Origin of the sequence: Paenibacillus campi (genome assembly GCF_034659835.1) — a bacterium.
Taxonomy (GTDB): Bacteria; Bacillota; Bacilli; order Paenibacillales; family Paenibacillaceae; genus Saccharibacillus; species Saccharibacillus campi.
Window position 1 is genome coordinate 168,357 of the sequence record NZ_JAXSQZ010000001.1, and the last position, 16,432, is coordinate 184,788.

Consider the following 16,432-nt stretch of genomic DNA (forward strand, 5'->3'; position numbering starts at 1 on the left):
GATGGCGGATTTCCCTTATTATTTGGAGCAACAAACAGAACAACAAATTATGCAGCGTATGCTGGACAAAGTGCCTTCGGATATCGACAAATCCGAAGGTTCTTTTATGTGGGATGCCGGAGCACCGGTTGCGTTTATGCTGTCCGAGGCGGCGATTTGGGCGCAGGAGCTGCTGCGGCGTGGTTTTGCCAGTACAGCGGCAAGTACGGATGACAGCTATCGTTCGGAGGAGCTGGATTTGCGTGCGGCTGAGCATGGATTGACTCGTCGTGCGGCTGTCGCTGCTGTCGGAATGATTCGTTTTACGGGTGAACCTGGCAAAACGGTGCCTGCCAGTACGGTCGTCTCGACGCCTGCTGACGATGTATCCGGTGAAGCTTCGCAGGAATATGCAACGACAGCAGCCGTTACGCTGACCGCATCCGGCATAGGCGATGTGCCGATTCGTGCGCTTATCGCTGGCAAAAGCGGTAATGTTGCCGCAGGTACAATTACTATTTTGTCGACTGCCATCAATGGGGGGATCAGCGTAACGAATCCGGCTGCGATTACAGGTGGTACAGATATCGAGACCGATACATCGTTGTTGGAGCGTTTTTATGCAAAAGTACGCAATCAAGGGACTAGCGGCAATAAAGCGCAATATATGCAGTGGGCAAGCGAAATTGCTGGCGTAGGGGCGAGCCGTGTCATTCCGTTATGGAAAGGGCCGGGAACGGTCGGCATCTATGTGCTCGATACAGACAAACGGGCAGCCAATGCCGAGATGGTGACTGCCGTACAAACGTATATCGATCCGACGCAAGATGGACAGGGTGCAGGCACAGCACCGGCGGGACCGATCGTAACGGTTATGCCTGCTCAAGAGGTGGCGATCGATATTAGTGTGAAGTTGACGTTAGCAAGTGATGCGACATTGCAACAGGTCAAAACACTCATTCAAAAAGGGGTAACCAGCTATTTGAAGCAGCTTGCTTTTCATGATTCATTGGTGCGGTATACACGCATCGCTGCTATTTTGCTCGATATTCCGCCGATTATCGATTACGCCAATCTGACCGTAAATGGCACCAGCGACAAAAATATCGAAATTAGCGCAAATCAGGTCGCTGTACTTGGGACGGTGACAGTCAATGGCTGATGCTACTACAAATCAGTTCATTCCAGCAGACGCGGACTTTTTTACCAGTGTAAAAGGAGCCGAGCTATTTTCTTACTTACCTGTTTATTATGACCGCTCTCGTGTCATGCGCACCGACAGCGAGCGCAAAGGTGCCGAAATGGATGCGTTATATGATGCATTGGATGATACATTTCGGCAATTTTTCGTGCGTACTGCTACATGGGGCATCGAGCGCTGGGAAAAAGAACTCGGTATTGTGCCAGATGTGACCAAACCGCTGGAACAACGCCGGGCGGTAGCCGAATCCAAGCTGCGTGGTGGCGGCAAGTTTTCGGGGGAACAGGTTAAAAATGTAGCGGCAGCGTACGAACGCGGATCGGTACAATTGACGTTTCAGCCGAGCGATTGGTCGTTTACGATCACCTTTCTCGATACGATTGGCGTGCCGCCCAATCTGTCCGATTTACAAGCGACGATCGAGCAGATCAAACCGGCTCATCTGCTGGCACGATATGTGTTTCGTTATTTGCGCATTAAAGAAATTCACAATACGATGACGATCCAACAGCTTCAACAACGAAAAATGTCAGATTTCGCGGGGGGAAACGTATATGTCGAGTAATACAGAACAATTGAATCTGCTCAAAGTCGATCCGGTGACGGATAGCCAGCAGTATTTTAATGTGGATACGATGTTAAATGCGAATTGGGATAAAGTGGATGAGTTTGCCGGGCAGATCGCGGATAAGGTGGATGGTGATCTGTTGCCGCGGTTGAATACGGCTGCAACGACAGAGCTTATCCTAAAGCCCGGAACGCAAACGATTACCGTCGCTCGTGATACACCGTTTAACTTCTCCGGTATGTCTGGACGGATGCTGCTAAATTTGCTAGGGCGGAACGGGAATTGCGAAAGTTTGACGGGCTGGACATTTTCCGGCACGGCTACGCTTAATACGGCGAATGTGGCGACAGGTGCAGCTTCCATTCAAATCACATCCAATTCAAACGTTGGCATCATGTCCAGAAATGTAGAGCTGAAAGTGGGCGCGACGTATATACTGGCAGCCTCGATCAAGCTCGGTACAGCTAGCGGAGCTGCCGTTAGTGTCACAACTATTGCCAACGGCTCGCTGGCAACGTCTGCAAGTGACTTTACGACTTCGTATATGCGCTTTACAGCAACTTCATCGGTGCATAGCATTGCGGTGGTGACACAGGCAACACAGGGACAGACCGCGTATGTGGATGCGATTCGATTATATGAAATTTCAGCCGCGGAATATACGCAGCTTGGCAATATGACGGGCACGGATGTAGAGAAAGTTTATCCGTATACAGAAGGGCTAGCAGGTGTAAAAAATCCGTATGCGATTCGCTGGACATCGGCTGCCAAAACCGATGTGGCGGCAATGCTTGCGTTTGACACTGAGCTGCTGGCGGCGCCTGTGCCGGCAAGTGATGCAGAGCGGGATCGGTTGGAACTAGGAGTAGATGGGCAATATTATAAAACGAGTGTTTGGAATAAAATCATTCTGGATGGTAGCTTGCCATGGGTTTATACTCAATCTTGGACAGGATATAAAGCTGTGGCATGGCTAGATGTGCATTCACCTCTTTCCAATAGCGGTTTTATTACAAAGTACGACAAATCTGTGTTATCTCGCTGGGTAGCCGGAAGTAGCGCTACTTCCGCAGACTCGCATGTGCTTGACGGTTCAACTTCTGATCTGTGGATAACGATTTCATCGGCAGATTCCGGCTGGGGTGATAATTATAACCCTAACGATAACGATGTTAAAGCCTACTTCTTCGGTTGGAAAATGTATGACACCTCTATAAGTTCAGACGGTAGTGGTATTTACAATCGGACCGACGGCGCTAATAAAGCTTGGGCACGACGTACAAATGGAGTAGATGGATCAGGAGGCTATGCAGAGGGAACTTTGATCGTTCCTACGACACCGGCAACGAATTTCAGTCCATACGAGATCATTTATCGTCGCTCAAGTTCGGTTAAAGTGCCCGTTGCTTCCGAAGGAGCAATGTCGTTAATTCAAGGCAGTAATATTATAGAAGTCGGGTCAGGGTTAGTTTTACGAGAATCGACCAAGCCGCTATTATATCCCGGCTCAAACGATCGATATATGATTAATTTTACTGGCTATGTAGGTAACGATACATTTGTTAATCCTTTTAGTAAAAGTCCGAGTTCAGTTCTTCAGGTCTATGATAACGGCCTGCCGACATCCTTCAATACGGGTGTTACAACGGATAAGGTGACATGGAAAAATGGAGTGTACGTGGATCGGATCGATGGATATTCACCCGATAAAACATATTCTGTCTCCTATTTTCAGGCGGGCAGATTTCCTGTAGTTGATATCCAGGGAAGAACTTGCGACAACGAACGTGCAATCTTAAATGATCTAGTTCGCGACATAGGGCAAGTTACACGCCGAGTCTCTGCAACCGAACTCAGAAAGCTTGAAAAGGAAAGTGCCACGCCTTGGATAGCTCCAACTTGCCTCAATGCCTGGTCTTCAGACAAAAGCAATCCTGTCGCCTATCGTAGAAAGGATGGCACTGTTACGTTTACTGGAGTCGTTATAAACGGCGTTACTTCAAATGGGACGGTTATTTTCCGGCTCCCTATGGGGTTTAAACCTCTACAGGAGCATCATTTTTCTTGCTACACATACCAAATCTCAGACGGCTCCTATGGCTCTGTTGAGATCGTTATACGAATGAATGGCGATGTGGTTATAGGCCAAGGCGGAAAGTCTTATATCTCTTTTGCAGGGATCAATTTTAGCACAATGTAAGGAGGATACTTTATTTATGAGAGTCGCACAACTTGTAGATAAACAAGGTAATTTTATAGAAGACGTACTCGTTGAAGACTCCTTCGAGAGGAAGTCTACACTGACAGATCAAGGTACGATTATTGCGGTTGCTGTGCCAACAGGTCTATACAAACTACGCTGGAACTTTGAGCAATCGAGATGGGAAGAAGCGCTATCGGTGGAGGAAATCGCTGCCCTGCAACCTGTCATTACTGAAACGCCGGAGCAGAAAATCGCACGGCTGGAGCAGCACGATCTGGACAATAAAGAGTTAATCACATCGCTGTATGAGATGCTGCTCGCGCAAGGAGGTCATTAATTTGAATAGTCTGAACATGAAGTTTGCCGAAGCGTATTGGGTGCTTGTGCAGGCAGGGCGTCGTACAGAGGAGGCAGTGCCGGAGGAATTGCGATCAGAATATGAGGCGATCAAAAATGCCGCTGCGGTGCCGGGTTCGACACAATAAAGGGATAAAGTTATAAACAGCATCCATGTCGCATAATATAGTGCGAAGGCATACCCTAATATCAAGGTAAAATTATGCAGTATTGAAAGTGTATTTAACAGTATGAGTATATGCAATATCGGTTTGAACGTTATGATACGTTTTGGGCAGTATGCCAGGTCGGATCATACGTTTAAGAACGAGAAGTAAAGCCATACCGAGCTAGCGATTCACAAGCGTAGCCATATGTGTACGCAGATTCACACCGGAAGGAGAAGGAAGGGGATGGGGGAGCCGTGGCCGCAAATCATCAAGTTAGTCGCGACAGCAGTGGGCATTGCTGCAGGCTACCTGTTTGGGGGTTGGGATGTGTTAATCAATTTGTTACTGTTGCTCGTTGTGGTCGATTGGTTATCCGGGTGGGCAGCCGCCTGGATGCGGGGCGAGCTGAAAAGCCGGATTGGTTTTAAAGGTATTATCCGCAAAGTAACGATTTTTGTCATTGTGGCGATTGCTCATTTTATAGATCAGGCGCTTGGAAGTTTGCGTTATTTCCAAGATGCAGTGATCTTTTTTTATTTGGCAAATGAGCTGTTGTCGGTCATTGAAAATATGGGCAAAATGGGGTTACCGATGCCGGATGTACTGCGTAATGCGGTACAGATTTTTGAATCGAAAAAGGCGCCGTCGGAAAATCCGAATTTGACCGAAGAAGCGCAGCCAGATGCGGTGAAGGCGAAAGGGGACGATGCAGCGGTTCAAACAGAGCTGCCGCCTGCTCTGGAGGAACAAGCGTCAGATGCGAAGGAGAAGCCTGACATCGTGTTAGTACCGGCTGAAGATGAGCCGACGCAGACGCGTAATCGGGATCGTTAGCAAGCACAATTGTCGTGCATGACTGAGCTTCATTTAAGTTTTGAAGTTGTTTCAATTCAAGCTCTTATTTATCAGCGTTTCAGTACACGATCAAAGTTGAAATTTAATCTGGTCTTCATAGTAATGCGCTTTGTTATTCTAATTTATCGTCTATATGTATCTTATGATCGTTTAACTATGAACAGATGTAGAGCAGTTTGAGCCTTCTTTTTGCTGGAGAACGGACAATGGTCGCTTACTTTACGCTGCTGTATACATGGGCTAGCAAGCTTAGCATCACTTGATTGTAAACGCATATAGGTGCGCCTTTACGGTTGTACAAGTTAGGATAGGAGTAGATCGGGTAGGATCGAGCAAACAATTTCTGCCCTGCTGTTATTTTTGTTATGTTTTATTAAAAACTAATGCCGGAAAGGTGGAAAAATCACGATGCAGACAAGAAATGATGCACAAGCACAAGGGATCGACGTATCTCATTGGCAGGGCAATATTGACTGGAATCGGGTGAAGGCAGCTGGCAAGCAGTTTGTGTTCATTAAAGCGACCGAAGGCAAAAGTTATCGGGATCAGCAATTTTTGAGCAATGTGAGCGGAGCGCGTGCGGTAGGCTTGCTGGTGGGTGCGTATCATTTTGTGAATGCGGTCAATGTTGTGGATGCGAAGCTGGAGGCGGCTAATTTTGTAACTCGTTTGCAAGATGCCGGTGGGACGGCAAGTTTTGAGTTGCCGCCGGTGATGGATTATGAAAGCAATCCAGGCAATTTAAATAAACGGTCGATCAATGCGGTGGCACTTGCTTTTTTACAGGAGGTAGAGCGGCTTGGAGGGCGTAAGCCGATCGTGTACACCGGCAATGCGTTTGCGCAAAATTTCGAGCCCGCGCTGAGTGATTACGATCTGTGGATCGCCCGTTATAGCAATACACGTGTGCCGGATGATGCGCCTGCCTGGAAAAGATGGAGCTTCTGGCAATATACCGATTCCGGGCAGGTGAGCGGCATCGGCGGTGGTGTTGATTTGAACGTATATTGCGGGACGCTGAGTGAATTAAAAGCACGTTATGGAAGCGGAAACGACGGACAGCAAGGAGGTGAACATCAGATGACAAATGATGAGAAAAAAGCGTTTGTCGAGCTGCAAGCGCTCGTTAAAGCGCAGGCTGATCGTATCGCTGCATTGACGGATAGCCGCGATCTGCTCAAGACGAGCCTTTCCACTATAGACCAACGCCTGCAAAAGATCGAGCAAAGCCATGCGATGCCGATTCCAGAATGGGCTAAATCGTCTGTGCAAAAAGCGGCAGCAGCTGGGTTAATTCAGGATAGCGATGGCGGCAGTTATGATTTTTACCGTTTGCTGACGGTGCTGGATCGTAAAGGATTGATTTAAATACAGCTCAAAAAACCGTTTGTTAGGCTATGTACTATTTCATTGTATGATGTCTGAATTTGCATGACAGCAATTTCAGCGATGACTCAATTGAACGATTATGAGCGAAACACGAATGATATAAATAATAAAAAGGCGATCCGTGTCGCTTCTGATTGCGCATTGTTTGTACCGTATAGCTTGTAGCCTAATATCCTGCAACACAGGAATAGCTATTCGCTTGCAGTATACACATTACGAAGCAGAAGCGGCGGTGGATCGCCTTTTTTATTTGGTTGAACGAGATGGATCATAAAGTGCTAGGGCAATAGACAAGTTGCCAACTAGCCGCAGTAGCTTGTATAACAGCAAGGATTACGGATTACATACATTACTACAGTTACCGTTTTACATATACAGTTTGATGTTGTACAGATTCCAGTTCTGGATAAGACATCTAGCAGATTTAAAGCCAATCTTTAAAGCGATCGATGTGCTATACGGCTATACGATCATACCATCAGCTTATCACCTATCCGGCAAGCGATCCTTCCGTCTAGTTCATGGAGCTAGCTCTGCCAACAGCTATCTGTATTCACTGCCCTCTCTCGTCTCTACCCGGCTGCCAGCTGATCCGTTTAAGATGCGGATGGAACTTCCAGTTTTTGCCCCGGATAAATCCAATGTGGATTTTTGATATGGTTTACATCGCGCAACACTTGCCAAGTGGTGCCATACTTTTTGGCGATCGCATACAATGTATCCCCGCTTTTTACGACATACACGATTGGAGGTGCAGTGGTCGTTGGGATAGGGTCTAGCGGTTTAATTGATGCTGCCGGTTTGGTTGGTTGTGATGTGGCTGGTTTTGTAGGTGTAACAGACTTGCTCGGTGTGCTTGTGCCTATACCTTTAGCTGGTGCAGTTGTAGTAGACATCGCCGCTTCCGTAATGCGTTTGCCGGAAGTGAGATTAGTGCTGCCTTTTTGCTGCATATAGTCGATCAGCGCTTCATCCAATGTGCCGTACGTACCGGTTTGCTGTTTGCCGACGAACATTTTGTATTCGTCACCGCCTGCTACCATAAAGTCATTTGTAGCGACATTGTACGTTTTGTTAAGATCGAGCGCTTTGCCGTCTACGGTGACAGAGTGAACGCGGCTACCGGCAGGTTTGGCTGGATCGATTTGGTACGTAATACCGGATACGTGTGCAAATGCGCCTTTTGCTTTTGGATAGTCGGTAGCACCATTTTCCAGCGCAGCCAATATGTCTTTGCCGGTCACTTTAATGGAGATGACCAGGTTACCAAATGGCAGCACGGTTACGATTTCGCCTTTGGTAACTGGACCCGCATCGATTGATGCACGGATACCACCGCCATTCGTAATCGCTGCATCCGCACCGGATATATGACGCATCGCATCGGTGATCAGATCGCCCAGATTCGTTTCGCCGGTGCGCACTTTTTCGCGTGCACCGTTAAGCGCAACCGGGGATTGAGCGACGACTTCGTTCAGGATCGGTTCCTGGGATGCTTTGATGGAATCGATCAGGTTGGCAACTTCAGCATTCGGAGCGACATTTGCCGCCGCTTTTTCATCGATCGTGTACGCTTCTTTTTTGGTCACTGCGCCTTTATCGACCCACAGATCGATCACGCCCAGATGTTCGCTATAAGAGCCAGTGCTGGCGATCAATGTGCCGTTTTCAGTTTGACCGTTTGCTAGCAGTGTATGGCTGTGACCGTCGATAAACACATCGATACCTGGTACGGCTTTGACGATATCGATGCTGGTCGGGTTACTTGATTCATCCATCCCGATATGTCCAAGCGCTACGATCACATCGACTTTGCCCTTCAACTCGGCAACCATTTTGCGTGCGGCTGCGGTTGGATCGGTAAATTCTACATTTTTTACATTGTTCGGATTCGTTTTGTACGCTGTTTCCGGTGTTTCCAAACCGAAAATACCGATTTTCACACCGTCTACTTCACGAATAATAAACGGCTGGAATGGTGCTTTGCCGGTATCTTTTTGCACAATATTGGCAGAGATGACCGGGAAGTTTGCCATTTTGGCAAGTTCGAGCAGACGCTCATAACCGTAGTCAAATTCATGGTTGCCCGGCTCCATTGCAGCATAACCCATTTTGTTCATAACTTGGATCATGCTTTCGCCGCGGACAAGTGTGGCGAACGATGTGCCATGCACGGCATCGCCATCATCAAGCAGCAGTGTATTCGGATTAGCGGCACGGTACAGATCAGCCAGTCCGGCAATTTTCGCCAAACCCATCGATGGAGAATCTTCAACTGCATGAGCATGAACGTCATTCGTATGTAACAGTGTAATATGTGTGCCTGTACCAGCATCTTGCTGAGCTTGTTGCTTGATGCCGTCCACCGTCAACGTAGCCGGTGCAGCAGCGCCTGCTAGACTGGCAGCATTAAAAGTCATAAATGCTGACACCGCGAGTGCAAAAATCGTTTTGCCATTAAACATAAGTAGTATGTGCCTCCTTTTGACTCAATTCCTATTCATTCTAGCAGTTTTGTATTAACGCTGGGAATACATTTATTAGCGTAGTATGTAAAAAAATTGATTTAATGTTGTCTGTATGAAATTTGATACATATTTATAATGAATCCTTTTGCACATAGATTGCTGTATGACTCACTTATTACGTATCGAGGTAGTTTATATTTATTTTTTTTGTAAAAATATTATCTATAAATAGAAAAATATAGGCGAAATATGTCTGAATATGACGTTTTGAGTTATGTTTTAATATTAAAAAATAATATTTGTTAAAAATATTGCCAAATAAAGATATGTAATGTACATTGTATTCACTTATGGTCTATTCCATACATTGGAAACGATACAATATTACATAAGGAACGATAAAAATTGTATACCTCTGATGGATAGGCTCATTCTTTTAAGCTGGAAAGGGGAAAGCAATATTGAGAAAACACGGGATGTTTGGATTGGCACTGGTGTTATGTTTAGTTTTGGTGTTAGCTGGTTGCAGTGGCGGAGATAGTGAAAATTCAGCCGAGCCTGCGGCGGTAAATGAAGGGGAAACTGCGGCAACAGGCGGTACGCTCATTGTCGGGCGCGGTGGCGATTCGGCAGCACTTGACCCAGCGATTGTGACAGATGGGGAATCGATCAAAATTGCGCAGCAAGTATTTAATCCGTTGCTTGCTTACAAAGCCGGCACAACTGAGGTCGAACCGGCACTGGCGGAAAGCTGGGACATTTCCAAAGATGGCTTAACGTACACATTCAAGCTGCGCCAAGGTGTAAAGTTCCATGATGGCACGGATTTTAATGCCGAGGCAGTCGTATTTAACTTTGACCGCTGGAGCGATCCGAAAAGCAAGTATAAGTTTGAAGGGGATTCGTTTGATTATTATGACTCCATGTTTGGTTCCGCCGATGGACGCATCATCGCCAGTGTAACGGCTGTCGACGATTATACGGTCGCGTTCAAGCTCAATCATCCACAGGCACCATTCCTGCAAAACATCGCTATGCCTGCTTTCTCAATTGCTAGCCCAGCAGCCATTGAAAAAGAAGGGGCAGCATTTAAATCCAACCCGGTCGGTACAGGCCCATTCGTGTTCAAAGAGTGGAAACGCAGCGACTCCATCACATTGGACAAAAATCCGAATTACTGGCAACAAGGATTGCCCAAAACAGATCAACTCATTATCCGTTCGATTCCTGATAATACAGCGCGTTTTAACGCCTTGCAAAATGGCGAAATCGATCTGATGGAAGACCTTAGCCCCGATGATCTCGCTACACTCGAAAGCAACTCCGAACTGCAAAAATTCAATCGCCCTCCGTTTAATGTGGCGTATATCGGCTTTAACTTAACCAAAAAGCCATTTGATAATGCCAAAGTACGGATTGCACTAAACCATGCTGTCGATAAAAAGAGCATCATCGATGCCTTTTATGCCGGACAAGCTGAAGCGGCAATCAATCCGATCCCACCGACGTTGTGGGGCTATAATGCAAATGTCAAAGACTATGACTACGATCTGACAAAAGCAAAACAACTGCTTGCCGAAGCCGGTTATCCAAACGGAATTGATCAAGAACTGACTTTTTATGCGATGCCCGTATCACGTCCATACATGCCGGACGGTAAAAAAGTCGCTGAAGTTATTCAAGCAAGTTTTGCCCAGATCGGGGTGAAGGTAAATATTCAATCGCCAGAGTGGGCGACCTATCTAGAAGATTTACGCAAAGGAGACAAGGACGATCTGTATATGATCGGCTGGACTGGCGACAATGGCGACCCGGACAATTTCTTCTATCCGCTGCTGGATAAAGATTCGATCGGCGCCAACAACTATAGTCAATATGCGAGTGAGCCATTGCATAAATTGCTAGTGGAAGCACAGCGTGAAACGAATCAAGATGCCCGTGCCAAGCTGTATGAGCAAGCACAAGTTATCGTAAAACAAGATGCGCCGTGGATTCCACTCGTGCATTCCACACCACTGCTGGCGGCAAGTGTGAAGGTGAAAGGTTATGTCCCTTCACCGACAGGCTCGGAATCCTATGCAGATGTGTCTATTGAACAGTGATTTAATATAGCTAATAAGATGAACTGTTTGGTGAGAAATGCCGTCTCCTCTGTAGGTGACCTTTGTAGCATCATCGCTATTCAGGCAAATCGTTGTTCCATTGTCCAGGCGACATGAGAATGTTGAACGCTTTGGCAATTTACATGTAATGTCCATGTCCATCATAACTGTATGCTATGCAGTACAGTTATGATGGACGATATTGTATTCAGAACATAAAGCGGGTGAACATATCGATATGGGCTCTTATATTGCAAAAAGGCTACTCGTACTCATTCCAGTGCTGCTCGGTATGACGCTGATCGTATTTTCGATCATTCATGCGATTCCCGGCGATCCGGCAGATACGATTTTGGGAGAAAAGGCGACAGAGCAGTCCAAACAAGCGCTGCGCGAACAGCTCGGACTGGATCGTCCGTGGTTGGAGCAATATACCGCTTATTTGGGCGATTTGTTGACCGGTGATCTGGGGCGTTCGATTCGTACAAGAGCGCCGATTACGGAGGAAATTGGTCCTTATTTGGCAGCAACGATTGAATTAACGATGGCAAGCATGTTATTTGCGATCATGATCGGGGTCAATGCAGGCATTGTTAGCGCCTGGAAGCATCGCTCCTGGTTTGATTATATTTGTATGTTGATTGCTTTAGTTGGCGTATCGATGCCGATTTTCTGGCTCGGTTTGATGGAGCAGTGGATTTTTGCCAACAAGCTGCATTGGTTGCCATCGATCGGTCGTATCAATCAGCGTGATCCGCTGGAAAGTATTACTGGCTTTTATGTAATCGATGCGATATTGTCTGGTCAATGGTCGCAATTGTGGACGGTCATTAAGCATCTCATTTTGCCATCCGTTGCGCTTGGCACGATTCCGATGGCGGTCATTGCGCGGATGACACGTTCCAGTATGCTGGAAGTGATGCAGTCCGATTATATCCGTACAGCCAAAGCGAAAGGCATCTCACAATTTCTCGTCATTTATCGACACGGTTTAAAAAATGCATTTATTCCGGTGCTGACCGTCATTGGCATTCAGGCCGGATCATTGCTGGGCGGTGCGGTATTAACCGAGACGATTTTTGCTTGGCCTGGTGTCGGACGTTATATTTATGAAGCGATTAGCAATCGCGACTATCCGGTCATTCAATCGGGTATTCTAATTATCGCGCTCATGTTCGTACTTATTAATCTGCTGGTGGATCTACTGTATGCTTGGTTTGATCCGCGTATCCAGTACAAGTAGAGGTGATTCCATGACACAGGCTTCACTGGGTACAGGCTCGGATCGCCCCGCCCAAACGATTCGCTCCGGGCCGTGGCGTGACGGGATTCGTTTGTTTATGCGTAATCGTACCGCTGTTGTCGGACTGGTGATCGTATTGCTGTTTATCGTATTGGCGCTGATTGCGCCGTGGATTACCCGTTATGAATATACGGCACAGGTGCTTGCGGATCGGTTACAACCGCCATCGGCAAAACACTGGTTCGGTACGGACGATCTGGGACGCGATATATTTACGAGAACGATTTATGGTGCACGCATTTCGTTATGGGTTGGCTTTTTGTCGGTGATTGGCTCGCTTGTGATCGGTACATTGCTTGGCATTGTGGCAGGCTTTTACGGCAAATGGGTCGATATGATTATTTCGCGGCTGTTTGATGTTTTGCTCGCTTTTCCAGGCATTTTGTTGGCGATTGCGATTGTGGCAATTTTGGGACCGTCGCTGCAAAATGCATTGTATGCGATTGCAATCGTAAACATACCGACGTATGGCAGACTTGTGCGCGCTCGTGTATTGTCGCTGCGGCAGGAAGAATTTATTACCGCCGCCCGAGCGATCGGTGTGCGGGATACACGGTTGCTGTTCCGGCATATTTTGCCCAACAGTCTCACTCCGCTGATCGTGCAAGGGACACTAGGGGTCGCAACTGCTATTATTGAAGCGGCAGGACTTGGTTTTCTCGGTTTGGGCGCACAGCCACCGGAGCCGGAATGGGGGAAAATGCTGTCTGATTCGCGCCAATTTATCCAAACCGCGCCCTGGACGGTCATTTTCCCAGGCGTATGTATTTTGCTAACATCGCTTGGTTTTAATCTGATGGGTGACGGGCTGCGCGATACGTTTGATCCGAAGCTGAAAAATCGCTGAGCGGTTAGCAAGCTATCGTACGGTGCGTCGCTGATTTTATACAAATGACGTATGCTCTGTAGGCTGATTATTATGTGCGATAATGCTTTCGGTTGATGCTTTAAAAGGGCAATTTGCTTAGCTGTATTAGTGTGCCGATAAGCGTTTAATTCGATCCGAACCTCTAGGTTCGGATTTTTTTCTACTATAATATAGGGGTAAATAAAGGGGGGCAAATAGACATCATTTGCGCTCGTTAATCGTGCCGAGACGATGGACAAAAGATCATCTTACTGTTCTGCTTATTGGCAGTCTTCAACTGCATACTTTAATAAAAACACAATTGCGTAATCTGCTATGCTAGCCTGCTCCATAAGAGCGGGATCACGAACACCGATTACGTGCGCAATTATCCAAGTCGATCCATCCCTATAAGTTCAGCCGATTTGTGACTTGATCTTTTCGCAGCGACAAAAAGCGTGTATAATCACTCCAACTGTGGGTGTATACGTCATACGAACAAACAGGATACCGAACGGACAGGAGAACGATGATATGGACAAATTTGTACAACTAAAGACGCTGCGCGAGCACCGTCAATATGCTGAAGATAAACATGAAGCTTCACGGGAAGCGTATGAGCGGGATTATTCACGGCTCATTCATTCACCGACATTTCGCCGCTTGCAAGGCAAATCGCAAGTGTTTGGCGCGGGCACTGGTGATTATTACCGCACTCGTCTGACACATTCGTTGGAGGTGGCGCAAATTGCGCGCCAGGCGGCGAAAAGTTTGCTCGCTCGTCATCCTGAAATTAGCGAGGAGCAGGCGGGCAATCCGGGGCTGATCATTCATCCCGAAGTGGTGGAATGCGCATCGATTGCGCATGACTTTGGTCATCCTCCATTTGGACATAAAGGGGAGGAAGTGCTGGCAAGCATTCTCGATGACTGGATTGCCAGCAAAACGACCGAAGCGCTGCGCGGTAAATCGGTAACCGAGCAACAATATGAGCGCATTCATGAGCAGATGCGTGAGAAATACGAGCATTTTGAAGGTAATGCCCACAATTTCCGGCTCATTATGTATTTGGAAAAACGCGAAAATTTGGATGGGCTTAATCTATGTGATGCCGTGTTGCTCGGCATTAATAAATATCCATATTCGGGCTTGGACAACAAAAAAGGATTGTACCATCGTGAATGGGAATACATCCGCAGCATTCGTCAACAATGGGGCATACCGGATGGCAAAACGACGCTGGAAGCGCAGCTGATGGACTTATGCGATGATATTGCTTATTCTGCCCATGATTTGGAAGACGGTATTAAAGCAGGCAAAATCGAAGTGCATGAGCATTTTATGAATGACCCGCATATTCATAAGCTGATCATTGAGAAGATTACGACGCTGGAAGACTGGTTTTGGAAAGGCTGGCAGCGTGACGGGATCGCGGTAAAAGTGGAGCAAGTGTTGACCGCTTATTTGCGTATATGGCGTGAGAAGCTGCCGACATGCGGTAACGATTATTCCCGCACACGGCGTGAAGTAAAAGCATACTGGGTAAATCATTTTGTAAGCCAGCTTGGTGTAATCGATGATGCAAGCTGGAAAAAGATTACGTTTGTATGCGCTGGACGCGAGGACGACGATATGTTGCGTACGGTCAGTGTATTGAAAAGTTTTGCCTGGGTAACGATGATTCGCGATCTGCGTGTACAGCGTCTGCAAAAGCGCAGTGAATGGATTATTCGTCGCTTATGGAAAGCATTTATCGATCAGGAAACATCGATGTCGATCATCCCATCGGATTGGCTGCAACGGTTTCAGCAAGATCAGGAAAGCGAGCAACCGGTATGGACGTGGGAACGGATGATTATTGACTATATCGCCGGCATGACCGATGCATTTGCTGAGAAAATTTATAACGAGCTGTATGGTCTGAAGGTCGGCTCGATCTACGATGTAGATTGAAGGCGCACCGGCAGCGGAAGGAGGAAACAGCATGAACGATCAGCATACGCCCATTCCGCTGGGCATACTGGATATGTCGCCACTGCTGGAGCAAGCATCCCCAGAGGAGGCGCTGGAACGTTCGGTGCAACTGGCGATTGCGGCAGAGCGTTGGGGCTACGAGCGCTTCTGGTTGTCTGAGCATCACGATATCGACGGGCTTGCTTGTACGGCACCTGAAGTGCTGATCGCCCATATCGGTGTGCGTACGTCATCGATTCGGCTCGGAGCGGGAGCGGTATTGTTGCCGCATTACAGCGCGATGAAAGTGGCGGAGACGTTTCGTATGTTGTCGGCGTTATACCCGGATCGCATCGATCTTGGCATCGGGCGTGCACCGGGCGGCTCTGCTCACGCGGCGATTGGACTAAGCGGCAATTATCTTGCCCATGTTGCCGAGATGCCTGCACGCGTGCGCGATTTGCGCAGTTTGCTGGAAGATTGTTATACGGTGGAAGGGACAGCGGTGCTGGCACGTCCACTTGCCGCCTACACACCGCAGCTATGGCTGCTAGGCACGAATCGCAAAAGTGCCACATTGGCAGCCGAGCATGGTGCAGGTTATGTGTTCGGTCATTTTATGAGTACAAGTGATGGACAGGCAGCGATTGCACAGTATCGAGAACAATTCCAGCCATCTCGATCGCAAACGGATGCACGGGTGATACTGGCAGTTAAAGTGATCACGGCTGCAACGGAGCAGCGTGCAGAGCAGCTATATAACGGATGGAAGCGATCGCCAGCTGGTCTGGCGGCGATCGGTGAAGAAATGCCGGAACCGATCGTAGGTGGGCCACATACATTGTCGGCGCGGATGAATAAGCTGTTGTACGAATACGATGCCGACGAACTGTTGCTCATCTGTCCGCTCGATCGTTATGATGATCGAATGCATACGTACGAGTATGTGGCAAAATGGTTGCTGTCTGACGATGTTTCAGCAGCACAGTAGCTGCACGATCGGCATGCTTCGTTTGTAATGGTTTCTCTGTTCCAATGGTTATGTTTACGACAATGGG

The 16,432-nt window shown here is 47.5% G+C and carries 12 protein-coding genes and 1 pseudogene; 12 read left to right on the plus strand and 1 reads right to left on the minus strand.

Going from position 1 to position 16,432, the window contains the following annotated elements:
• The first annotated feature begins 1 nt into the window (after position 1).
• The 7 genes and pseudogenes from U1I11_RS00620 to U1I11_RS00650 all read left to right on the plus strand — a co-directional run bounded on the left by U1I11_RS00620 (position 2) and on the right by U1I11_RS00650 (position 6,680).
• Complete coding sequence (locus U1I11_RS00620) at positions 2 to 1,141, plus strand: baseplate J/gp47 family protein (protein ID WP_322902958.1); 1,140 nt, start codon at positions 2 to 4, stop codon at positions 1,139 to 1,141.
• A complete protein-coding gene (locus U1I11_RS00625) occupies positions 1,134 to 1,745 on the plus strand; it encodes a putative phage tail protein (RefSeq protein ID WP_322902960.1) in 612 nt (203 codons plus the stop codon). Before U1I11_RS00620 ends, U1I11_RS00625 begins: the two co-directional genes overlap by 8 nt.
• A complete protein-coding gene (locus tag U1I11_RS00630) occupies positions 1,735 to 3,948 on the plus strand; it encodes a hypothetical protein (RefSeq protein ID WP_322902961.1) in 2,214 nt (737 codons plus the stop codon). Before U1I11_RS00625 ends, U1I11_RS00630 begins: the two co-directional genes overlap by 11 nt.
• 16 nt (positions 3,949 to 3,964) lie before the next feature.
• Positions 3,965 to 4,288, plus strand: a complete 324-nt coding sequence (locus tag U1I11_RS00635) for a hypothetical protein (RefSeq protein ID WP_322902963.1) — start codon at positions 3,965 to 3,967, stop codon at positions 4,286 to 4,288.
• A 1-nt stretch (position 4,289) separates the two neighbouring features.
• Positions 4,290 to 4,436 carry a CD1375 family protein gene (locus U1I11_RS00640; protein ID WP_322902965.1) on the plus strand — a complete coding sequence of 49 codons (147 nt, stop codon included), beginning with the start codon at positions 4,290 to 4,292 and terminating at the stop codon, positions 4,434 to 4,436.
• Between the two features lie 264 nt (positions 4,437 to 4,700).
• Positions 4,701 to 5,099, plus strand: a pseudogene (locus U1I11_RS00645) (phage holin family protein); the annotation flags it as partial.
• Positions 5,100 to 5,720: 621 nt separating this feature from the next.
• Positions 5,721 to 6,680 (plus strand): glycoside hydrolase family 25 protein, encoded by a 960-nt coding sequence (locus tag U1I11_RS00650; RefSeq protein ID WP_322902969.1) that lies wholly within the window; start codon positions 5,721 to 5,723, stop codon positions 6,678 to 6,680.
• A 617-nt stretch (positions 6,681 to 7,297) separates the two neighbouring features.
• Here the strand turns inward: U1I11_RS00650 and U1I11_RS00655 are convergent.
• On the minus strand, positions 7,298 to 9,166 hold the full coding sequence (locus U1I11_RS00655; protein ID WP_322902970.1) for a 5'-nucleotidase C-terminal domain-containing protein: 1,869 nt from the start codon (positions 9,164 to 9,166) through the stop codon (positions 7,298 to 7,300).
• A 479-nt stretch (positions 9,167 to 9,645) separates the two neighbouring features.
• Here U1I11_RS00655 and U1I11_RS00660 point away from each other — a divergent pair, with 479 nt between their 5' ends.
• From U1I11_RS00660 to U1I11_RS00680, 5 genes are all read left to right on the plus strand, one after another.
• Positions 9,646 to 11,271: an ABC transporter substrate-binding protein gene (locus U1I11_RS00660; protein WP_322904426.1), complete on the plus strand. Its 1,626-nt coding sequence runs from the start codon at positions 9,646 to 9,648 to the stop codon at positions 11,269 to 11,271.
• Between the two features lie 238 nt (positions 11,272 to 11,509).
• Positions 11,510 to 12,514: an ABC transporter permease gene (locus U1I11_RS00665; protein WP_322904427.1), complete on the plus strand. Its 1,005-nt coding sequence runs from the start codon at positions 11,510 to 11,512 to the stop codon at positions 12,512 to 12,514.
• A 10-nt stretch (positions 12,515 to 12,524) separates the two neighbouring features.
• Positions 12,525 to 13,421, plus strand: coding sequence for a nickel transporter permease (nikC, locus tag U1I11_RS00670; RefSeq protein ID WP_322902972.1), 897 nt, complete (start codon positions 12,525 to 12,527; stop codon positions 13,419 to 13,421).
• Between the two features lie 534 nt (positions 13,422 to 13,955).
• Positions 13,956 to 15,374 (plus strand): deoxyguanosinetriphosphate triphosphohydrolase family protein, encoded by a 1,419-nt coding sequence (locus U1I11_RS00675; RefSeq protein WP_322902974.1) that lies wholly within the window; start codon positions 13,956 to 13,958, stop codon positions 15,372 to 15,374.
• A gap of 31 nt (positions 15,375 to 15,405) precedes the next feature.
• Positions 15,406 to 16,365 (plus strand): MsnO8 family LLM class oxidoreductase, encoded by a 960-nt coding sequence (locus tag U1I11_RS00680; protein ID WP_322902976.1) that lies wholly within the window; start codon positions 15,406 to 15,408, stop codon positions 16,363 to 16,365.
• Positions 16,366 to 16,432 lie beyond the last annotated feature (67 nt).